This window comes from Eubacterium multiforme (assembly GCF_030813415.1).
GTDB lineage: Bacteria > Bacillota > Clostridia > Clostridiales > Clostridiaceae > Clostridium > Clostridium multiforme.
The window spans coordinates 22,387-46,294 of sequence record NZ_JAUSUF010000010.1; the positions used below are offsets into that span (position 1 = coordinate 22,387).

Sequence of the window (23,908 nt, forward strand, 5' to 3'; positions counted from 1 at the left end):
CTAAAATTATATTATATATTTAAATTATTATCAATTATATAAACATAGTAAAAAGGGCTATTATTTTATTTAAATATAGCCCCTTACTTTATTATTTATTCTTCTTCTATTTCTATTTCCATTTCTACTTCTTCAACTTTTGCTAATGCTTCTTTTACTTCTTTCTTTAAATGAGGTATTTTTTCATTAAATTCTTTAACTGATTCCTCATTATCTTCTTCATCTTTTATTAAGTCAAAGTATACTTCTCTATTTGCAATATCAACTCTGCTACATTTAACTTTAACCTCATCACCTAATCTGTATATATTCTTTGTTCTTTCTCCAATTAAAGCTAAGTGATTTTCATCATATATATAATAATCATCTTCTAGAGAATTAATATGAACTAATCCTTCTATTGTACTTGGAAGTTCAACAAACATACCAAAAGATGTAACTGAAGATACAATTCCATCAAATTCTTCTCCGATTCTATCTTGCATGTATTCTGCTTTCTTTAGATCATCAACTTCTCTTTCTGCCTCTTGTGCAACTCTTTCAGTTTCTGATGATTGCTTTGATGCATAATCAACAATTCCAATTAACTTTTTAGCTCTTTTACCATCAATTTTTCCATTTAATTGTTCCTTTATAATTCTATGGATTTGAAGGTCTGGATATCTTCTAATTGGTGATGTAAAGTGACAGTAATATCTTGCTGCCAATCCAAAGTGACCAAGGCTTTCTGGTGAATATCTAGCCTTCATCATTGATCTTAAAAGAAGGGTACTTACTACAGTTTCTTCCTTCTTCCCCTTAACTTTTTCTAAAACTTCTTGAAGGGCTCTTGGATGAACATCTTGACTCCATTTCATTGTATATCCAAGGTTGTATATAAATTCTCTAAACTTTGTAAGTTTTTCTTCATCTGGATTTTCGTGAACTCTATAAACAAATGGTAAGTTAGTCCAGTACATATATTCAGCTATTGTTTCATTACATACAAGCATAAATTCTTCTATTATTCTATTTGAAATTTCTCTTGGGTATGGTTTAATTTCAATTGGCTTTCCTAAAGAATTTAAAGTTATTTTAGCTTCTTCAAATTCAAAATCTATAGCCCCTCTTTTCATTCTTCTTTCATTTAAAATAGTTGCAAGTTCTTCCATTGCTAAGAAATCCTCATAAAGATAGTCATACTTTTTAATTAATTCTTCATCTTTATCTACTAAAATCTTAGTTACATCTGTATAAGTCATTCTTTCATTTGTTCTAATTATTCCTTCATGTATTTCATGTTCTAATACTTTACCTTTTTTATCAATGGTCATAATGCAACTTAATGTTAATCTATCAACCTTTGGATTAAGGGAACAGATTCCATTTGAAAGTTTTCTAGGAAGCATTGGAATAACTCTATCTATAAGATATACTGATGTACCTCTCTTTAAGGCTTCCTTATCTAGTGGATTATTTTCCTTTACGTAGTGAGTAACGTCAGCTATATGAACTCCAAGTCTAAAGTTTCCATTAGGTAATTTTTCTATTGAAACGGCATCATCTAAATCCTTAGCATCTTCTCCATCTATAGTTACCATTTTAAGGTCTCTAAAATCCGTTCTTTTCTTATACTCTTTAGGGGCTATCTCTTCTTCTATTCCCTCTGCAAAATTTAACACTTTAGTTGGGAATTCTTCTGGAAGGGAAAACTTCTTAATTATTGTAAGTATATCAAGTCCTTTATCACCTTTTTGACCTAATACTTCCTTTATAACTCCTTCTGGACTTCTTCTTTTATCTGGCCACTTTGTAACTTCTACTATTACAACATCACCATCTTTTGCTCCATTTTTCTCCTTCTTAGATATGAATATATCCTGATTTAATCTTGTATCTTCTGGTACAACAAACCCAAAGTTTTTGCTACTTTCATATACACCTATAATTGTTTTGTTAGCTCTCTCTATTACTTCAACAACTTCTCCTTCTCTCTTCTTTCCGTTTCTGTCATCTCTAGTAATTTGAACTAAAACTCGATCTCCATTCATAGCGCTATTCATGCAAGATGAAGGAATGAACACGTCCTTTTCTCCTTCATTTTCTGGTATTAAAAATCCAAATCCTCTTGAATGTCCTTGAAGCTTTCCAGATACTAAGCCTAATCTTTCAGCTGCTACAAACTTATCCTTTTTTGTTTTTACTATTAAGCCTTCCTTCTCCATTGCTTTTAATACTTTTTTAAAGGCTCTATATTCATCTGCTTTTATATCAAATACTGATGTAAGTTCTGATAAATCCATTGGTTTATATGCATCTTCACGCATAAAATCTAATAATGTATTTTTTATTCCCATCTTATTCCTCCGTTTTTTATATCTATATTCTTAATATATGATATCCATTCTTTTTGTATATTATACTCTCTCTATATTAACATATTATGTCCTATAATTCTTCTTTTAGTAAATTATCCTAATTCCAAAAGTATACTTTATTTTTCTAAAATAAACCTTTAACTAAAACATAGTTATTTTTTAAATATATTTTAAAATAAAATCCCTCCAAATTCTACTATAAGTGGTGCAAAAACTACTGACACTATTGTCATAAGTTTAATTAATATATTCATAGATGGTCCTGATGTATCTTTAAAAGGATCTCCAACAGTATCTCCAACTACTCCTGCTTTATGAGCTTCACTTCCCTTTCCACCATGTGCTCCACCTTCAATATATTTTTTAGCATTATCCCATGCACCACCTGCATTTGACATAAGTATTGCCATCATAACTCCAGTTACAACTCCTCCTGCAATAAGTCCTGCAAGTGCCTCTTTGCCAAAAAGCAACCCTACAATTATTGGAGATAAAACTGCTATAATTCCAGGCATTATCATTTCTTTTAAAGCTGCTCTAGCTGAAATTTCAATACAAGTTGAATAATCTGGCTTATCCTTCCCCTTTAATATTCCAGGTTTTTCTTTAAATTGTCTTCTAACTTCCTCAACCATTTCACCTGCTGCCCTTCCAACTGATTCCATTGTAAGCGCTCCAAATAAAAATGGAAGCATTCCTCCAATTAAAACTCCAACTAATGTTAATGGATTTAATAAATTTATTGATTTAAGATTTACTGCTTGAGTATAGGATGCAAATAAAGCTAATGCTGTAAGAGCTGCTGAACCTATGGCAAAGCCCTTTCCAATAGCTGCTGTCGTGTTTCCAACAGAATCTAATTTATCTGTAACTTCTCTAACCTCTTCAGCTAGTCCACTCATTTCAGCTATTCCTCCTGCATTATCTGCAATTGGTCCATAGGCATCAACTGCAACTGTAATAGCTGTTGTAGCTAACATTCCAACTGCTGAAAGAGAAATTCCATACAATCCTATAAGAGAATCACTTCCCCCACCAGATTTAAAAAATGCAATTAATATTCCAACTATAATTAAAATTATTGGAATAACTATTGATTTCATACCAACAGCAAGACCTTCTATTATATTAGTTGCAGCTCCAGTTTCACATTCCTTTGCAATAAGTCTTACTGATTTATAATCTGAGGATGTATATACTTCTGTAATTTTTCCTATTAAAAGTCCAACAAAAACTCCAACTACAACTGGAATAAATAATTTTAAATCTTTAAATAAATATGCACAAGCTACTCCACTTAATAAAAGTGCAATAATTCCTGATAATAAACTTCCTATGTTTAAAGCCTTTTGCGGATTTTTACCTTTATACATTTTAACTGAAATTATTCCAATAAGAGAAGCAACTATTCCAATAGCTGCAATTATAAGTGGATATATTTGTGCTGACTTTCCAATATTTAATGAAACAAACCCTCCAAGAGTTATTGCTGAAATTATTGAACCTACATAAGATTCAAATAAATCTGCTCCCATTCCACAAACATCTCCAACATTATCCCCAACATTGTCTGCAATTACAGCTGGGTTTCTTGGATCATCTTCTGGAATACCAGCCTCAACTTTTCCAACTAAATCTGCACCAACATCTGCTGCCTTTGTATAAATTCCTCCTCCAACTCTTGCAAAAAGAGCTATAGAGGAAGCTCCAAGTCCAAATCCTGTTATATACTCTGCATTTAAGTCAAATATAAAAGCAAATATAGTTAATCCAATAACTCCAAGTCCAACAACAGAAAGTCCCATTACAGAACCACCTGAAAATGCAACTCCTAAAGCATCCTTTATTCCATTTTGAGCAGCTCTTGCTGTTCTTACATTTGCTTTAACAGCTATTTTCATTCCAACAAAACCTGCAACCATTGAAAATATAGCTCCAACTAAAAAAGCTATTGCTGTCTTATAACTTAAAAAGGTTCCTATTAAAATAAAAATAATTACTACAAATATAGAAAGATACTTATATTCTTTTTTAATAAAAGCCATTGCCCCTTCTTCTATATGCATAGCTATCTCTTTCATTTTTTCATTTCCTGAATCTTTTTTTAAAATCCCTTTAGCAAGGAAAACTAAAACTATTAATGAAATAATTCCGCAAACTAAAGGTAATATTAATAATTCCATAATTACACCTCTCCTAATTATTTTTGTAAAAAATATTACATTATATAATTATGAGATTATCTTTGACATTAGAATTATTTTTTAATTTAAGCTATATTCTAAAAAAATAAAGCCAGTTTTTAAAAAACTGGCTTTTAAAATTTAACTTGTGATTCCCACACTATTTATATTAAATTTAAAACAATTGTATTGATAGCAAATAATAACATTCCAATTACGGTTACTCTCTCTAAAATAACTTCTCTTGTTCTTGATTTATTTCTTGAGAAAAATGTATCATTATTACTACCTTGAATTAATCCACTTAAAGCATCTGACTTACTTGGTTGCATAAGTATTGAAACTACAATGACAATACCAATTAACACTTCAAGTATTAATAAAGCTGTTTGCATGGGAACACCTCCTAATATTTAAACGCTTATTTTATACTATTTAACTCAATTAGTATATCATAAAGGATAGTTTATTTCCACACTAATTTCCAAAAATTATCTAACTACTATAAATATTATTTTTTAATATTAAAGAATGCTTTCATTCCTCTGTATTCTGCTACATCGTCTAATTCTTCTGCAATTCTTAATAATTGGTTGTACTTAGCAACTCTTTCTGATCTTCCTGGAGCACCAGTCTTTATTTGTCCTGCATTTACAGCAACAACTAAGTCAGAAATTGTTGTATCTTCAGTTTCACCTGATCTATGTGAAATTACAGCTGTATATCCTGCTCTATTTGCCATTTCAATAGCATTTAAAGTTTCTGTTAATGTACCTATTTGGTTAAGTTTTATAAGAATTGAATTTGCAATTCCCATTTCTATACCTTTTTCTAATCTTTCAGTATTTGTTACGAATAGGTCATCACCAACTAATTGGATTTTGTTTCCTAACTTTTCAGTCATTATCTTCCAACCTTCATAATCTTCTTCTGCCATACCATCTTCAATTGAAATTATTGGATATTTATTTACTAAGTTTTCGTAGAATTCAACCATTTCACTTGGTGATAATGTTTTTCCTTCATGTTTTAATACATACTTACCATCTTCAAAGAATTCTGATGAAGCAGGGTCTAAAGCAATAAACATATCCTTTCCTGGTTCAAGTCCAGCTTTCTTAATTGCTTCAATTATAACTTCAATAGCTTCTTCATTTGATTTTAAGTCTGGTGCAAATCCACCTTCATCGCCAACACCTGTTGAATATCCTTTTTCGTTTAATAACTTTTTAAGAGCATGATATACTTCTGAGCACATTCTTAATGCTTCTCTAAAAGTATAAGCTCCAACTGGCATAATCATAAATTCTTGAAGGTCAACTGAGTTATCAGCATGTTCTCCACCATTTATAATGTTCATCATTGGTACTGGTAATACTTTTGCATTTACTCCACCAACATATTGATATAAAGGTAATCCTAAATAATTTGCAGCAGCTCTTGCAACAGCTAAAGATACTCCAAGTATTGCATTTGCTCCTAATTTTCCTTTATTTTTAGTTCCATCTAATTCTATTAATGTTTTATCTATAAATGTTTGATCTAAAGCATTTAATCCAACAAGTTCATCTGCAATAATTTCATTAACATTCTTTACTGCATTTAAAACTCCCTTTCCATTAAATCTTTCTTTATCTCCATCACGAAGTTCTACAGCTTCAAACATACCTGTTGATGCACCAGAAGGTACTGCTGCTCTTCCTACTGTTCCATCCTCTAAATAAACCTCAACTTCCACTGTTGGGAATGATCTTGAGTCTAAAATTTCTCTTGCTAAAACATCTACTATTTCTGCATATTGTTTCATTTTATTATCCTCCTTAACAATCAAATACATTTAATATTATTTACAACATTTATTTATTTTATTAAATATTTCATTGCTTTTTATTTGTTTATATTATAATTCATTTTGTTGATATTTGCAATCAATTGATATCTATTTTCAGTTTTTTAATATTCATCAAATTTTACTAACATTATAAAGTTTTTCTTCATTAATAATATATTCCTAGTTACATACTATCCTATATGTTAATAATATTCCAAATAAAAAACTATTTCAAAATAATTAATTATGAAAATATTGAATATAAGGTTAAAAATAATCTAATTATTAATTTATTTTTGTCCTTACAAAATATTTTATAAAAATTTTTTGAAATAGTTCTAAACTTTAAATATTAATTATATTTAATATTATTTTTTTCAAAATACTTTTTTGCTTTTTTTCTCCATTCATTTGCTACTTTTGAATTTTCAATTTCAATATATCCTAAAAAAGAATTTAAAACCTTAAGTGAGTTTAATTTTTTCATTAAATGTCTTGGGAAATCTACCTTTCTAGTATAGAAACCCTTTGGATCTATCATCATAAGTTCAAACTTATCAGTTACATAAACATCCTTGCACCTTGTGTCTAATTTTACAAATCCTAGTTTTTTAAATTCTTTAAGTAATCTATATATCTTCATTGACATTTCTCTATTTAATCCATTTCTTTTTATGTATTTATCTAAAGGTGTCCCACAAACTTTTTCCCTTACTATATATAACTTTCCATGGGTATATATCCTTGGAAAATATTTAGACTTTCTAGTTCTTTTTAAAATATTTCCTTCTGATTTACAAACCTTTTCCTTTAAAAATATTTTTATAACCATATTATTTGGAAGTTCATAAACTATTCCATTGTTACCTTTTCCTAAATATTTAGCTCTTTTAAATAATCTTTCTGTTCTTTTATCAAAACAGGCAGAATAAGCATAATTTGATTTCATATTATCATCTCATATATTATTCTTCTCATTATTATAGTATTAAAGTTATTTTTTATTGTGATAATCTAATTAAAACTCATTATAACCATAATTTTTATACAAAAGAGGTTTTATTAAAATATTTTTACATCCCTCATATACATTTTAAAAGCATATTTTTATATGCAAAAAGGAACCTTCGTAAATTACGAAAGTTCCCTATATTAAATACTTTAAATTACTTTGTTAAAATGCTACCTGTCATTTCCTTTGGTGCTTCAAGTCCCATTTCCTTAAGCATTGTTGGTGCTATATCTGATAGCTTACCATCTTCTAATTCTTTTCCTTTTGAATGGTTTGATACCCATACAAATGGAACTGGATCAGTTGTGTGAGCTGTAAATGGAGTTTCTGTTTCAAAGTCTATCATAGTTTCAGCATTTCCGTGGTCAGCAGTTATAAATACTGAACCATCCTTTTCTAATACTTTATCTACTATCTTTCCTAAACATTCATCTACTGCTTCAATTGCCTTAACAGCAGCTGGTACTACTCCAGTGTGTCCTACCATGTCTGGATTAGCAAAGTTTAATATAATCATATCATATTTTTCACTATCTAATCTCTTTAATAATTCTTCTGTTACTTCGTAAGCACTCATTTCTGGTTTTAAATCATAAGTTGCAACCTTAGGAGATGCAATTAATGCTCTATCTTCATTTTCATTTGGTTTTTCTACTCCACCATTAAAGAAGAATGTTACGTGAGCATATTTTTCAGTTTCAGCAATTCTTAATTGATTTAATCCCTTATTTGCAACAAATTCACCTAAAGTATTTTCTAATGTTTGAGCTTTAAATGCTACATTAACACCTTTAAATGTTTTATCATATTGAGTCATTGTTACAAATACTAAATCTAAATCTTTAGCATTAAATCCATCAAAATCTTTTTGAGTTAAAGCTCTTGTAAGTTCTCTAGCTCTATCTGGTCTAAAGTTGAAGAACACTACTGAATCTCCACTATTTACAGTTCCAATTGCATTACCATCTTCTAATATTACTGTTGGAACTACGAATTCATCTGTTTTATCATTTTTATATGATTCTTCCATAGCTTCTACTGCACTATTTGCTGTATTTCCAGTTCCATTTACTATTGCATTATATGCAAGTTCAACTCTTTCCCATCTATTATCTCTATCCATTGCATAGTATCTACCACTTACAGTAGCAATTTTACCTACGCCAACTTCTTTCATCATAGCTTCTAATTGTTCTATAAATGCTTTTCCTGATGAAGGTGCAACGTCTCTACCATCCATAAATGCATGAACATAAACCTTTGAAAGTCCTTCTTTCTTAGCAAATTCTAAAAGTCCTTTTAAATGATTTATATGTGAATGAACTCCACCATCTGATAATAATCCCATTAAGTGTAATGCTGAATTATTATCCTTAGCATTTTTCATAGCTTTTAAGATTTCTTCATTATTAAAGAATTCTCCATCTTCTATTGCTTTAGTTATTCTTGTAAGTTCTTGATATACAATTCTTCCTGCTCCAATATTTAAATGACCAACTTCTGAGTTACCCATTTGTCCTTCTGGAAGACCTACAGCCATTCCTGAAGCTTGTAACATTGAATGAGGATATTCCTTTACTAATTTATCAAAATTTGGTTTTTTAGCTAATGAAACAGCATTACCTTTTGAAGCTTCTGCTATTCCAAAACCATCTAATATCATTAACATTACTGGTTTCTTTGCCATAATTATACCTCCGATTTTATTTATATTTTACTTTAACAATTTCTTTTTTATTATTTGCTTTTTTTCCTATATATTATACTACAAGAAAATATGTGAAACAAGAAAAGCAATAGTATGAAAGAATTTATATTATCCAATCATGACTATTGCTTATATGTTAATACTATATTTTAGTAGTTAACTATTGCAGCAAAATCTGAAGGTACTAAACTAGCTCCACCAACTAATGCTCCATCGATGTCTGATTGAGCCATTTGTTCTTTAATAGTAGCTGGCTTAACTGATCCACCGTATTGTATTCTAACTTTATCAGCAACTTCTTTTCCAAACATTTCAGCTACAACATTTCTTATAGCAGCTATTGTTTCGTTTGCTTGTTCTGATGTAGCAGTTTTTCCTGTTCCAATAGCCCAGATTGGTTCGTAAGCTATAACAACTTTTTCTGCTAATTCTTTATCTAATCCATCTAAATCAGCTTTGATTTGTCCTGCTAAAACTTCTACAAATTTTCCTGATTCTCTTTGTTCTAAAGTTTCTCCACAGCAAAGGATTGGAGTTATGTTATGTTTAAATGCAGCTTTAACTTTCTTGTTGCAAGTTTCATCTGTTTCGTTGAAGTATTCTCTTCTTTCACTATGTCCGATTACTACATAATCAATTCCCATAGCTTCAAGCATTACTGGTGAAACTTCTCCTGTAAATGCTCCACTTTCTTCAAAGTGCATGTTTTGTGCAGCTATTTTAACATTTGATCCCTTAGCAGCTTTAATAGCAGCATCTAAGCATACAAAAGTTGGGCAAAGAACTACGTCACATGTAGCATCCTTAACTAATGGTTTAAATTCATTTATAAAATCTACTGCTTCTTCTACAGTTTTATTCATTTTCCAGTTTCCTGCGATTATTGCTTTTCTCATTTAAATTCACCTCTAAAAATTTTTATTCTAAAATAAAGTTTAGAGCCACTCTTAAAAAATAGAGTGGCTAATATTTATTTATAAACTATTTAATCTCTTAAAATTAGCTATTTAAAGCATCTATTCCAGGTAATACTTTACCTTCTAAGAATTCAAGTGATGCTCCACCACCAGTTGAGATATGAGTCATCTTATCTCCAAATCCTAAGATATTTACAGCAGCAGCTGAATCTCCACCACCAATTATAGTAGTTGCAGCTGAATCTGCCATAGCCTTAGCTACTGCAATTGTACCCTTATTGAAGTTTTCGAATTCGAATACTCCCATTGGTCCATTCCAGATAACTGTCTTAGCATCTTTAATTGCATCTGCATATATCTTTTCTGTTTTTGGTCCGATATCTAATCCCATACTTCCAGCTGGAATATTTTGATCTTCTGTTATAGTTGCTTCTACATCTTTGAATTCTGTAGCTACTCTATGATCTACTGGTAATAAGAAATTAACACCCTTAGCTTTAGCTTTTTCGATCATTTCTTTAGCATATTCAACTCTATCTTCTTCAACTAATGAAGTTCCAACTTCATATCCTTGTGCCTTTAAGAATGTATAAGCCATTCCTCCACCAATTATTAAAGTATCAACTTTATCTAAAAGGTTGTTTATAACAGCTATTTTATCAGAAACTTTAGCTCCTCCTAAAATTGCAACGAATGGTCTTTCTGGATTTTCAACAGCATCTCCTAAGAATTTTAATTCTTTTTGAATTAAATATCCACATACAGCTGTATCTATAAAATCAGTAACACCAACTGTTGAACAGTGAGCTCTGTGAGCTGTTCCAAAAGCATCGTTTACGAATATTTCAGCAAGTGAAGCTAATTCTTTTGAGAATTCTTCTCCGTTTTTAGTTTCTTCTTTTCTATATCTAGTGTTTTCTAATAAAACAACGTCTCCGTCTTTCATTTCTGCTACTGCTTTTTTTGCATTTTCTCCAACAACATTATCGTCTGCTGCAAAAACAACTTCTTTTCCAAGCATTTCGCTTAATCTCTTAGCAACTGGTGCTAAAGATAATTCTGGCTTTGGTTCTCCCTTTGGTTTACCCATATGTGAGCAAAGGATTACTTTTGCGCCATTATCAACTAAATATTTAATAGTTGGAAGTGCTCCATTTAATCTATTTTCATCAGTTATAACTCCGTCTTTTAATGGAACATTAAAGTCGCATCTTACTAAAACTTTTTTGCCGTTAACATTTATATCTTCTATAGTCTTTTTATTGAAGTTCATTCTTTTCACCTCTAAAAAATTATATTTATATTTTAAAATAGTCTGGCCTTATAGCCTTATACTACAAAACCAGACTTATAAAACTTTTTATTTACTATCTAATTAATAGATTACTTTAAGTTAGCGAAGTATCCTAAAGTTCTGATTAATTGGTTAGTGTATGACATTTCATTGTCGTACCATGAAGCAACTTTAACTAATTGTTCTCCGTTAACTTCCATTATCTTTGTTTGAGTTGCATCGAATAATGATCCGAAGCTTATTCCGATAACGTCTGCTGATACTATTGGATCTTCAGTGTATCCGAATGATTCGTTAGCAGCAGCTTTCATTGCAGCGTTAACTTCTTCAACTGTAGTCTTCTTGTCAAGTACACATACTACTTCAGTTAATGAACCAGTTATTACTGGAACTCTTTGAGCGTTTCCGTCTAACTTACCAGCTAATTCTGGGATAACTAATCCGATTGCTTTAGCAGCTCCTGTTGAGTTAGGGATGATTGATCCTGCAGCAGCTCTAGCTCTTCTTAAATCTCCTTTTCTGTGTGGAGCATCTAAAGTGTTTTGGTCATTTGTGTAAGCGTGGATTGTAGTCATGAATCCTTCTTTTAATCCAAATGAATCATTTAATACTTTAGCCATTGGAGCTAAACAGTTAGTTGTACATGAAGCACCTGATATAACTGTATCTTCTGCCTTTAATATTTCGTTGTTTACGTTGAATACAACTGTTGGAAGGTCGTTTCCAGCTGGAGCTGAAATAACAACTTTCTTAGCACCTGCTTGGATATGAGCAGCAGCCTTTTCCTTTGAAGCGAAGAATCCAGTACATTCTAAAACGATGTCTACATTTAATTCTCCCCATGGTAATTCTGCTGGGTTAGCATTTGCAGTAACTTTAATTTCTTTTCCGTTTACTACGAAAGCTCCTTCTTTAACTTCGATTTCTCCATCGAATCTTCCTTGTGCTGAATCATATTTGAATAAGTGAGCTAACATTTTAGCATCTGTTAAATCGTTGATTGCTACAACATTAAATTCAGGGTTGTTAATCATTAGTCTTAATGCTAATCTACCTATTCTTCCAAAACCGTTAATTGCTACATTTACCATATTGTAAATACCTCCTAAAAATAGCTTTTATAAAATAAAATTTTTTTATAAACAATTTAATTATTTTGACTGCTTAAGATTTTAAATATTTCTCTTCCTGCAGCCTCATCGGTGATTAATACACCATTTTTGTTATTTCGTTGAGTCGCTATAATTGACTCCACTTTATTTTTTCCACCAGCAACAACAATATGTGTTTTAATTTGTCTGGCTTCATCAACAGTTAATTCTACTGTAGTTGTATTTAATACTACATTTGAATCCTTATCGAAATAACATCCAAATGCTTCTCCTATAGCGTTAAGCTCTGCTAACTTAGAAATTCTTTCATCTGAAAGTTCTCTTTTTTTAGCCATTACAAAAGCATTTCCTACACCATATATAAATATGTCTGCATTATGTATGCTTTTAATAACTTCTTTTATAGATTCTTCATGTTTTAAAGAATTTAAAAGTTCTAAACTAGCACTTTCGGGAACATGAAGCATTTTGTAAGTTCCATCAACTTTTTTTGCAAGAGAAGCAACTAAAGTATTTGCTTGTATTTCTACTGTTCTTCCAAGTCCACCTCTTGCTGGAACTACTAATACGTTAGAGACATTTCTAATTGGTCCAAAAGATTCTACAACTTCTTTAACTGAACTTCCTCCAGTTAATGCAATAATTGAATTGCTCTTAATTATTTTTTTCAAATAATTAGAAGCTGCTTTTCCTATATCTTTAAGTACTGATGGATTACTATCTACATCTCCTGGAACTATTATAACTTTCTTTAAAGAAAGTAATTTTTTTATTCCATTTTCTATATCTGATAATCCTCTAAGTTCATGGATAAACATACTTAACTTATCAACTATCTCTTCTCCACTCTTAGTTACATTCATACCAGATGCATTAATTTCTATTAATCCTTGACCTTTAAGAAAACTTACTTCTGTTCTAACTACTCTCTCGCTTAAAGAAAGCTCATTTGCTAAAACTCTTCTTCCTATAGGCTGATTTAAAAATATAGTTCTTAGAATAATGTACCTTTTTTCGAGTACCTCTACAAGTTCAGGAACTATCTTCTTTTGCAAACTTAATATTTCCTGCAACTCTCACCACTCCTTTTGGTCACAAATCGTCCCACTCTTTTTATATCTGTCCCACAACTCTATTATAAGTTATATTGATTAATTTTTAAAGTGTTTATTTAAAATTTTTTGATTTTTTCTAATAAACTACTAAAAGAAAAGTTTAAAAAAAACTATTGTTTGTAGTAATCAATTACAACCTTTTTCTTTTACTTGAAGACTTAATTCCAAGTTCCTCTCTATATTTTGCCACAGTTCTCCTTGATATATTCATCTCTTCTTCTTTTAATTTATCAGCTATAAATTGATCAGAATATGGCTTTTTCTTATCCTCTGAATCAAAAAGTTCTTTTATTCTATTTTTAATTTTTATAACTCCTAAATCTTCATTAGCTGTAGATACTGAAGTAGTAAATAAATTCTTTATTCTTACTGTTCCCCTATCAAGTAAAATATATTTATCTTTAATAGCTCTACTTACTGTAGATTCATGAACTTCTAGCTCTTTAGCTATTTCTTTTAAAGTCATTGGTTTTAAGTAGTTATTTCCTTTTTTTAAATATTCTTTTTGTCTTTCAATTATTTTTTCTAAAACTCTATATAAAGTACTTCTTCTTTGTTCTATACTTTTAATTAAAAATATTGCCTTATTAAGTTTTTCTTTAACATACTCAGAATCTTTAGAATTATCATCTTTATTTATTACTTGTTTATATGTTTTATTTATTGATAACCTTGGAAGTACACTGTCATTCATAATTATTATAAATTCACCATCAATTTCTCTAATTGCAGCATCTGGTATTATAAACTTTACTTCATCACCCGTATAAAAGCCTCTTGATGGCTTAGGTTCTAATTTTTTTATTACATCCCCATATCTTTGAGCTTCCCTTGGTGATATATTTAATGCCTTACCTAACTGTACATATTTGTTGTCAGCTATATCTTCTAAATGATTTTTTACTATTTCAACCATAATATCATCATCTAATGCCAATTTATCTAATTGTATAAGTAAGCATTCCTTTATATTTCTTGCACCAATCCCATAAGGCTCAAGATCTTGTACAATCTTTAAAACTTCCTCTCCCTTTTCAAGAGTAATATTAAGTTCTTCACAAATATCAGTTAAATTGCATTCTAAATATCCTCTATGATCTAAGTTTTCTATTATATAATCTCCTATTTCCTTTATGTATTTATCTATTGAAATTTCTAATAGTTGTTCATGCAAATATTCTTTTAATGATTTCTTTTCTGAAATAAAATTAAAAGGAGATACCTCATCATCATCATATGAACCATAACTTTGAGCTCCATAATTATCAAACTCAAAATATTTTATCATTTCCTTATAATCATATTTATCCATTACCTTCTCTTCAGTAATAGATGATTTTTCTTGACCATTATCTTTAATGTCTAGTATTGGATTTTCTTCGTATTCTTTATCTATATACTCCCTTAAATCATTTACAGACATTTGAAGCATTTTTATAGACATTTGCATCTCTTGAGTCATTACTAACTTTTGCTCTTGAGTTAAATTTATAGAATACTCCATTTTCATAATATCACTCATTTCCACTCATTTCTTTAATTTATAAGTTTGTAATTTTATTATACATTATATCATACAAGCCCCTACTAATAAATATGTAACGGTTTTCTGAGAGTATCCATATTTTTTATTTTTATCCTTTAAATTCTATAACCTCAAAAGTTTTTGTTGGTACTTTTATATCTTTAGCAGCTATTTTTTCTTTATATTTTTTTAAGTCTTCCATAGTTTTTTTAGATACAGCCTCCTCTGTTGAAGGGGCATAATCTATCATATTATCTTTAACTCCTAAAATTTCCATATTTTCAATACCACTTTTAAAGCTTCCTTCTTTTACTTCTTTGCAAATATTTAAAACTGCTTTATCAACTTTTTTAATCATAGATGAAATTATTTGATTTTTATATTCTGATATCTCAGATCTTTGATCTGTATCAACACCAATTGCATATTTTCCTCTCTCCTTTGCTGCTTTAAATACTCCCATTCCAGCATTACCACAGGTTTGAAATATTATATCGCATCCTTCATCATAAAGTTCTATTGCCTTTTCATAAGCTTTTTTTTCATCAGAAAAACTTTGAGTAAATCTTACGTTAGTACCATCTATAACTAACTTTGCAGCCTTCTCATTTACAGCTTTTATTCCTGCAGCATATCCATTATAAAATTCTAATCCTATTTCATCATTTACTCCCCCTACATATCCTACTTTATTTAGCTTTGTTTCATTTCCTGCAATTACCCCCATTAAAAAGCCACCTTCTTCATGATGAAAATTAACAGATTTTACATTTGACTCATTTACTTTAGCATCAAAAATCGTAAAGTTTTTATCTCTTCTCTCCCTTGATATTTTTTCAATAGGTGATTTCATTTCTTCTCCCATTACAATTGTCATCTTTGAAGTTTCTGCAAGTTTTCTAAGTGGCTTTGTGATACTTTCTTTATTTTCTTTGCCATCTTTAACTTCTATATATTTAGGCACTATTCCTATCTTTTCTTTTGCTTCCTCTGCACCTTTTTTTGCTAACTCTCCAAAGGACTTATCTTTAAAATTTTGAGCTAGTAGTCCTATATTTATTTTTTTATTTGTAAAACCCATAAAACCTGTATTACACCCTTCAATAAACATAAATAAATATATACAAAATAATAAAACCAATAAAATTGAAATTTCTTTATTCTTAACTATTTTTTTCATATAAGTCACCTCAATAAATTTATATGATTTTATTTTTTCCAAATTATATTTTTTAATGCAAAATAAAAAGAACATCAAATTTGATGTTCTCTTTTATAACTTATTTATAATTTCTTATTGTAATTTTTCACTTACGAAAAATAATCCAACGGCTTTATCTCCAGAATGTATCCCCACTGAACAACCAACTGGACCTTCGATATAATTAATATTATTGCTTTTTAAATATTCCTTTAATGGATCAGCTATTTCGTCATTATTTACATTTACTATAATTACAGGTAAATCTTTTCTTGGAATTAATGTTTCCATATCACTTATAATTCTCTTAGCTGCCTTCTTACTTCCTCTTACTTTTCCCTTTACTGCCATAACCCCATCTTTAACTTCTAAAATAAGTTTAATTCCAAGCATTCCAGTAACAACACTTACTGCTTTAGGAAGTCTTCCACCTTTAACTAAATTATCTAATGAATCAAAGCTTAAAGAACTATTTATATATGGTTTAATCTCTTCTAATTCTTTAACTATTTCTTCTATAGGAAGTCCTTTATCTACAAGTTGAGCTGCTTTTATTACTAAAAGTCCAAGTCCTGATGTTATTGTTTGAGAATCAACAACATAAACATCTTCTGTTTCTAGCATTTGCTTTGCAATACATGCTGATTGATATGTTCCACTCATTCCAGATGACATCATTACTGCTAAAACCTTATATCCTTCATCAAGATATTTTTTAAATGACTCCACAAATCTGTTTGGAGTTATTTGTGCTGTTGTTGGAAAAACATCTCCCTCATCTATTCTCTTAAAAACTTCATTTAAAGTTATTTCAATTCCATCTAAATAGCTTTCTTCTCCAAAATTTATAAGAACTGGTAGCACCTCTACATTTAGTTCTTTTAAGAGATTCTTTGGTAAATCTACAGTACTATCTGTTATAATTTTAATTTTTTCCATTACCTCACTCCCCTCTAAATTATTTCATATTAGGAAATCCAAATTGCCTTAAAGCTTCGTATGCAACAATTGCAACTGTATTTGAAAGATTTAAACTTCTTGTACTTGTTTTAATCATAGGAACTCTTAATCCTTCATGAGCATTATGCACACTATCTGGTACTCCACATGTTTCTCTTCCAAACATGATGAAATCTCCTTCTTCAAATTTAACTTCATCATAATGTTCTCCACCATGAGTTGTTGCTAAATATATTTTTTTGTCCCCATATTTTTTCATAAAATCTTCATAACTTTCATGAACTTCAAGATCTAATTCACTCCAATAATCAAGTCCCGCCCTCTTTACTTGTTTTGAACTTATATCAAAACCTAAAGGCTTTATTAAATGTAACTTTGATCCTGTAAGCACACAAGTTCTAGCTATATTTCCTGTATTTTGTGGTATCTCTGGTTGATACATAACTATATTTAAATTCAAAAAAATCACCTTCCATAATCAAATACAAAGAAAAAAGAAGATGAATTTAACATCCATCTTAAGTTTCTTATAGACCTATTCTACAGGCTATAATAAAAATAATACTACATCAGTTCTTTTTAGTCAAAGAGTTTATATAATATCATCTTCTTTATTTTTCCATTTTAATCTAAATAAAATTATGTAAAAATAATATACTTTATTATACAAATTTAAATAATTCCTCTTAAATTTATCTTATTTTAAGTATAAATTTTTCAAGAGCTTTTCTTACTCCATCATTATCATTTGTATCTGTAATATAGTTTGCCTTCTCCTTAAGTTTTTCAATTCCATTGCCCATAGCAATTCCAAGACCAGCATATTCAATCATAGATATGTCATTTTCATTATCACCTATACAGATTATCTCATCTCTACTAATTCCATAATGCTCTGCTAAAATTTTAACTCCATTACCTTTTGAAACTCCTTTAGCATTTATTTCTATACTTCTATGACCTGAACAATAATATACTATTTCCTTTATATTATCTAATTCTTTTCTAAACATTTCTGTCTTTTTAGGAGAAACTGAAAATGTTATACATTTTGTTATTTTTCCTTTATAATTTTTAAGTTCATTATCCCAATTATCTTCACCTTTAATTGTTGTTATCTTTATTGGAAAATCGCTATCTTTAATTCCTGGCAAAACTACCCTTGCAATAACATTACTAATATAACTATTTGTAAGAATTTCATTCATAGTATGCATATGTAATATGATTCCACATTTTTTTGCTATTATAAGTAATCTTTTACAAACATTTATATCTATATCACTTTGAAATATAATTTCATCACTATTTTTTTCTCTAATTACAGCTCCATTACCTGCAATAACAGCATCTGATGCTCCTATAAAATTTGAATAATATGCTGCATTATTATAAAGTCTTCCAGTTGTTACAACAACTTTAATTCCTTTTTCATTAACTTCTTTTATTACCTTTTTACTTTCATCAGAAATAGTTTTTCTTTTACTAAGTAAAGTGCCATCCATATCTATACATACCATCTTGTAACTCATATATTCATCTCCACCCTAAATTAACTATTATAAAAAGCAAGTTATAAACTATAACTTGCTTTATTATATAATTTTTTATAATTATATTCTATGAAAAGTATTAATTTTTTATTTATTTAAATGATTGTTAACTTATCTAGTTCCAACTAAAACCTTTCTAGGTACCATTGCATAAGTGTCTGTTGAAACTAATTCTTTATTTATAACCTTCCCATTTTCATAAGTTAATATATATCCTTTTGCTATATATCCAACCTGTCCAGGGTTTTCAACTACTCTTTCGCCTTTAGGAAGACTTGGATCATTAACTATTTGTTCTGTTGGTGGAATTTGTTTTATTATTTCATTTGTCATATCATAAGTTTTTCCACCTAGTCCCTTAACATCACCATATACTTTAAAACTAATAATTTTATTATGTGTAGTTCCTTGTATATAAATTGGGAAATCATATGGATTTTTAAATTTATAATCTAAATATCCCCATGCTACTGTAGCATCAAGACCTGGTTTTGCATATCCAACTGTTAATGAATGATTATGTCTTTCAGTAGATCTTATATTAGCTTTCATTACTGCTCTATAAAGAGTTGATGATACTTGACATATACCTCCACCAATATCTTTTTCTACTTTATTATTTATATATACATTTCCTTCTTTGTATTTACTTTTATCCTTTTGACTTGCTTCACTATAACTAAAACTTTCTCCTGGCATTAAAAGTGTTCCATTTACAAATTCAGTAGCAACACTTATATTAGTTGCTCTATTTACATCTGATGATTGGAATGAAGAAGTAAATGAGCCCATTACACCATTTATTTTGCTTAATTCTTTTTTAGTTACTTTAGGCTTGTCCTCTTTTAATTCTACTTCAATTTTTGTTTCTTCACCTAGATTTCCATTTATCTTTTCTTTAAGTTCTTTATCTATTTCCTCTTTATTTATTAAATAACCAATCTTTTCTGATGTTATATTTATACTTCCATTACTGCCTATTGTTATCTTAGCATTTTTTGCTGGAACATTAAATTTTTCCATTATATTATTTTCTAAAGAAACTAATTTTTTGTTACTATAATTAAAGTCTAATTTAACTTCATGTTTTTCGTTTTTCTTATTCTTTATTAAAGATTTCTTTTTAAAAACATTTAAATCTTTTCCATAATTAAAGGCTTCATTTATAGTTTTATCGAAATCATATTTAGGTTCAATTTCTGAATAATTTGCTTTAAACTCTTTATCTGTACCCTTTAAATCAACTATTATCTTTTTATTATTAATATTTGCTTCAAATTCTTTTTTAAGAGTACTTTTCCCTTCCTCTTTGCTCATTCCTCCAAGATTGACTCCTTGGACTATAACATTTGGGTAAATTTTATTTTCCCACTTTTCTACCAATTTATTAATAGATGAAATATAAATTCCAATTCCAATTAATAAAACTACTAAAAAAATAGAACTACCAATTAATATATTTTTTTTATTTTTATTACTGATTCGCCTTCTTCTAACTCTATCAGGTTTATCAACAGTATTTCTCACTAAACATCCTCCTTATATACCTATAGATAAATTCTTTATCTAACAAATTATATTATATATTATCAAATTGTAAAATATAAGTCTATTTTGTTACTTTTTATAAATTCTTAAATAAATAGGGAGTCTTATAATCTTCAATTAAAAGACTCCCTAAAAATTTTTATATTATTTAATTCTTCCATCCAATCTATATTTACTTCTAATTTGAGATGTTTCTCCATCATAATCAAAAGCTTCTATAGTTATATCCAAAACTCTACTCTTAGGTTTATAAATTTTACTTAAAGGTATTCTAAATGTAGTATCATCTTTATCAACAGTTCCTACCCAATAATTATCAACAAATATATTATATCCTAGTAAATCTACATCACTATTTTTATTCCATGAAACATATATATATTCATTATCCATCCAAGCATTTAATCCACTTACTTGTCTTGGCTGCATTAAAAGAGCTAAATTATTTGGTCCCCAGTTTGCATCTACTGGATTGCCTACTCCAGGTACAACTTGATTTTCACTATATTGCCAAACTCTCCATCTAGTCCATCCTCCTATATTTGGTGGAACTTTCGGATTGTTAGGAATACTTGTGTACATAGCAATCCATAAAGGCATATTTTTTAATGGATATGTTCCATTACTTGATTTAAAATCATTATAAATTTTAATAAAAAACAATCCAGTATAAATCATAAGCCTTCTTCTTGTTTTTTTCTCAAATCTTTTTCTAAATCTGTCTACCCAATTTAAAAGAGCATCTGTATCAATTTTAGGATCATAGGGTGCTTCTACATCTATTACTGGAAATAAATCTCCGTAATTTTTATTTCCAAAAGCTTTTTGTAAAACATTAATAAAATCATCACATTGAGAATCTGCTGTTAAAAGATTATAAGATGGCACAGCATAATGATATGCTCCAACTGGAATGCCATAATTTTTACTTTCTCTTGCAAATTGTACAAACTTCTTATCTTCTCTAAATGCTCCAGTTGCAGAACCTGAAGATCTTAAATATAAAAAATCAATGTTACTTGCTAAAACCCTAAAATCAACTCCCCTACTATATTCATTTAGGTCTATGCCAAAAGTACTTCTAGCATTTTTATCTTGCATAACTCCTCCAAGGAAAAATACTTATTCCTTAATAGAATATTAGTTTGCAACATATAAGGTTACATTAAAGAAAATATTTTTTAGATTTTAAGTCTTATATAAAAACTTATATCATTTCCATAACATTCTCCCCATATTTTTCCACCATGCATCTTAACTATATTTTTAGAAATTGCAAGACCAAGACCTGATCCTCCAAGGTCTGCACTTCTTGATTCATCTAACCTATAAAATCTATCAAACAATTTATCAAGTTTTGCCTGTGGAATATTTTCTCCTCTATTTTTAACTGCTATTGTTGCATAGCCGTCCTTTGCATATACACCAATAATAACTGCTCCTGGTTTATAAGAATATTTAACTGCATTAGTTAATAAATTTTCAACTACTCTAACCATTTTAGCAGGATCAATACTTACAATTATTTTTTGATCTGTTAATGTTTTTACTTGTTCTATATTTGAACTTTCAAAATAAGGTTTCATCTCCTCAGAAACTTGGGATACAAAATCTACAAGATTAACTTCTGCTTTATTAAGCTTCATTCCATTATTGTTAAGCTTTGTATATTCAAATAAATCTTCTATTAAAACTTTAAGTTTTTCAGATTTATTATATGCAATGTCTAAATACTCATCCATAGTTTTTTCATCTTCATATTTTTTATCTTTTACAAGTCCTATATAGCCCATTATTGATGTAAGAGGTGTTCTTAAATCATGAGAAACATTTGTAATTAAATCTGCCTTAGTTTTTTCTGATACTTCCTGGGCTTTAATTCTCCTATTTATTTCATCTGCCATATTATTTACATTTAATGCTATATTAGATATTTCATCATTTCCATCCTCTGGTATCCTATGGCTTAAATCTCCATCTGCAATAGATTTAATTCCCTTTGCAATTTGGTCTAAATATTTAGTTTTCTTATTTGTTACAATTAAAAATAAAACAACAAATACTATTATTGAAAGCATTAAAGCTAAATAAGAATTGGTAACTTCATAGTCTACGTAATTAATCCTTGCTGATGGAATACCACTATATATTAAGTAGTATCTCCCATTTCCTATACTAAGAGGATATAAAACTGTATATTCATTAGCTTCATGTTCATTTTTAGAAAATTTTGATATATTTTTAAGTACATTAAATATATCTATTTTTTCTTCTGAAGCATTTGAATTTCTGTAAATAACCTTTCCATCAATATCTGATATATATACTTTATCTGAATTATTTGAATCACTTTTAATTATATTTTCAAAGAGCTTACTATCATCAATTTTTATTTTTCCAGCATGCTTCTCTCTTTCAATTTCATCAACTATATCTTGAGCATTATGATCAATAATACTATAATCATATTTTATTTGGGCATTAGTTTTAACACTTCTAAACATATCATTCATAATGCCATAGGATATTATAGCTATTAAAAAGCAAGCTCCAAAAACTAATACAAGTTCAAATCTAATACTCTTTTTTATTTTCTTATCAATATACTTAATTAACTCTTTTACTTTTCTAAATATTTTTAAATTTGAAAACTTATTTAGTAATCTTCCTATAAATCCTTTCTTTTCTCCATTTTTATTTTTCAATTTTATATCCTACCCCCCAAACAGTTTTAATAAATCTTGGACTTCTTGGATTTTCTTCTATTTTTTCTCTAATTTTTCTAATATGAACCATTACTGTATTATCTGATTCCATATATTCTTGATTCCATACACTTTCATATATATTTACCATTGAAAAAACTTTTCCTCTATTTTTGGCAAGTAATACTAATATATCAAATTCTGTTGGTGTAAATTTAATTGATTTTTCACCTAAAAATACTTCATGGGTATCTAATTTTATTACTAAATCATCTATTGTTATTGTTAATTCATTATCTTCTTTATTTTGATAGTTATTAAACTTTTTATATCTTCTAAGCTGAGATTTAACTCTTGCTATAAGTTCTAATGTATTAAATGGTTTGCTTAAATAATCATCAGCACCCATATTAAGCCCTAAAATTTTATCTATATCCTCTGATTTTGCTGAAAGCATTATTATTGGCATTTCACTTTCTTCTCTTATTTTTAAACAAGTTTCTATTCCATTTAATTTTGGCATCATAACATCTAATATTACTAAATCAATATCATTTCCCTTTAATAAATATAAAGCTTCTTCACCATCTTTAGCCTTTAATGTTTCATATCCTTCACCTTTTAAATATATCTCAACTAAATCTCTTATTTCCTTTTCATCATCTACAATTAAAATCTTTTCCTTATTCAATTTAATACTCCTCCCATAAAATAGTTATTATTTTATAACTATATTTCAATTTTAAAATTTACTTCTTAAATAATTATCTCACAAAATCTTAATAAATTCTTAAAGTATTTATTTAAAATAGTATAAAAAAATAGACTCTTTATAATTAACACTTAAAAGTGTTTGTCTATAAAAAGTCCATTTTATTAATCTTAAC

At 28.7% G+C, this 23,908-nt stretch carries 19 protein-coding genes; all 19 read right to left on the bottom strand.

Annotated features, from left to right (window positions below; translation table 11 throughout):
- Positions 1-95: 95 nt before the first annotated feature.
- The 19 genes from rnr to J2S18_RS12115 all read right to left on the bottom strand — a co-directional run bounded on the left by rnr (position 96) and on the right by J2S18_RS12115 (position 23,712).
- Positions 96-2,336, bottom strand: a complete 2,241-nt coding sequence (gene rnr / locus J2S18_RS12025) for a ribonuclease R (RefSeq protein ID WP_307487189.1) — start codon at positions 2,334-2,336, stop codon at positions 96-98.
- 191 nt (positions 2,337-2,527) lie between these two features.
- On the bottom strand, positions 2,528-4,540 hold the full coding sequence (locus tag J2S18_RS12030; protein ID WP_307487191.1) for a sodium-translocating pyrophosphatase: 2,013 nt from the start codon (positions 4,538-4,540) through the stop codon (positions 2,528-2,530).
- A 164-nt stretch (positions 4,541-4,704) separates the two neighbouring features.
- Positions 4,705-4,935, bottom strand: coding sequence for a preprotein translocase subunit SecG (secG, locus tag J2S18_RS12035; protein ID WP_307487192.1), 231 nt, complete (start codon positions 4,933-4,935; stop codon positions 4,705-4,707).
- Positions 4,936-5,051: 116 nt separating this feature from the next.
- Positions 5,052-6,347, bottom strand: a complete 1,296-nt coding sequence (gene eno, locus J2S18_RS12040; protein WP_307487193.1) for a phosphopyruvate hydratase — start codon at positions 6,345-6,347, stop codon at positions 5,052-5,054.
- A gap of 376 nt (positions 6,348-6,723) precedes the next feature.
- A complete protein-coding gene (locus J2S18_RS12045; protein ID WP_307487195.1) occupies positions 6,724-7,320 on the bottom strand; it encodes a protein kinase in 597 nt (198 codons plus the stop codon).
- A 217-nt stretch (positions 7,321-7,537) separates the two neighbouring features.
- Complete coding sequence (gene gpmI, locus J2S18_RS12050; RefSeq protein ID WP_307487196.1) at positions 7,538-9,070, bottom strand: 2,3-bisphosphoglycerate-independent phosphoglycerate mutase; 1,533 nt, start codon at positions 9,068-9,070, stop codon at positions 7,538-7,540.
- A 170-nt stretch (positions 9,071-9,240) separates the two neighbouring features.
- Positions 9,241-9,987 (bottom strand): triose-phosphate isomerase, encoded by a 747-nt coding sequence (gene tpiA / locus J2S18_RS12055; protein ID WP_307487198.1) that lies wholly within the window; start codon positions 9,985-9,987, stop codon positions 9,241-9,243.
- A 103-nt stretch (positions 9,988-10,090) separates the two neighbouring features.
- The gene (locus tag J2S18_RS12060; RefSeq protein WP_307487199.1) at positions 10,091-11,281 is read right to left on the bottom strand and encodes a phosphoglycerate kinase; all 1,191 of its coding nucleotides are present in this window, start codon (positions 11,279-11,281) and stop codon (positions 10,091-10,093) included.
- 110 nt (positions 11,282-11,391) lie between these two features.
- Positions 11,392-12,393 (bottom strand): type I glyceraldehyde-3-phosphate dehydrogenase, encoded by a 1,002-nt coding sequence (gene gap, locus J2S18_RS12065; protein ID WP_307487201.1) that lies wholly within the window; start codon positions 12,391-12,393, stop codon positions 11,392-11,394.
- 56 nt (positions 12,394-12,449) lie between these two features.
- Complete coding sequence (locus J2S18_RS12070) at positions 12,450-13,487, bottom strand: sugar-binding transcriptional regulator (protein ID WP_307487202.1); 1,038 nt, start codon at positions 13,485-13,487, stop codon at positions 12,450-12,452.
- A 172-nt stretch (positions 13,488-13,659) separates the two neighbouring features.
- On the bottom strand, positions 13,660-15,039 hold the full coding sequence (gene rpoN, locus J2S18_RS12075) for an RNA polymerase factor sigma-54 (RefSeq protein WP_307487204.1): 1,380 nt from the start codon (positions 15,037-15,039) through the stop codon (positions 13,660-13,662).
- Positions 15,040-15,163: 124 nt separating this feature from the next.
- Complete coding sequence (locus J2S18_RS12080) at positions 15,164-16,234, bottom strand: BMP family lipoprotein (RefSeq protein WP_307487205.1); 1,071 nt, start codon at positions 16,232-16,234, stop codon at positions 15,164-15,166.
- Positions 16,235-16,348: 114 nt separating this feature from the next.
- Positions 16,349-17,194 (bottom strand): DegV family protein, encoded by an 846-nt coding sequence (locus J2S18_RS12085; protein WP_307487207.1) that lies wholly within the window; start codon positions 17,192-17,194, stop codon positions 16,349-16,351.
- A 19-nt stretch (positions 17,195-17,213) separates the two neighbouring features.
- Positions 17,214-17,675 carry a tRNA (cytidine(34)-2'-O)-methyltransferase gene (locus J2S18_RS12090; protein WP_307487208.1) on the bottom strand — a complete coding sequence of 154 codons (462 nt, stop codon included), beginning with the start codon at positions 17,673-17,675 and terminating at the stop codon, positions 17,214-17,216.
- 232 nt (positions 17,676-17,907) lie between these two features.
- Positions 17,908-18,747: a Cof-type HAD-IIB family hydrolase gene (locus J2S18_RS12095; protein ID WP_307487210.1), complete on the bottom strand. Its 840-nt coding sequence runs from the start codon at positions 18,745-18,747 to the stop codon at positions 17,908-17,910.
- 132 nt (positions 18,748-18,879) lie between these two features.
- Positions 18,880-20,295, bottom strand: coding sequence for a VanW family protein (locus J2S18_RS12100; protein ID WP_307487211.1), 1,416 nt, complete (start codon positions 20,293-20,295; stop codon positions 18,880-18,882).
- A gap of 165 nt (positions 20,296-20,460) precedes the next feature.
- Entirely contained in the window at positions 20,461-21,417 is a 957-nt protein-coding gene (locus J2S18_RS12105) for a glycoside hydrolase family 25 protein (RefSeq protein ID WP_307487213.1), read from the bottom strand.
- A gap of 80 nt (positions 21,418-21,497) precedes the next feature.
- Entirely contained in the window at positions 21,498-23,021 is a 1,524-nt protein-coding gene (locus J2S18_RS12110; RefSeq protein WP_307487214.1) for a sensor histidine kinase, read from the bottom strand.
- Positions 23,011-23,712 (bottom strand): response regulator transcription factor, encoded by a 702-nt coding sequence (locus J2S18_RS12115; RefSeq protein ID WP_307487216.1) that lies wholly within the window; start codon positions 23,710-23,712, stop codon positions 23,011-23,013. Before J2S18_RS12115 ends, J2S18_RS12110 begins: the two co-directional genes overlap by 11 nt.
- Positions 23,713-23,908: the final 196 nt, after the last annotated feature.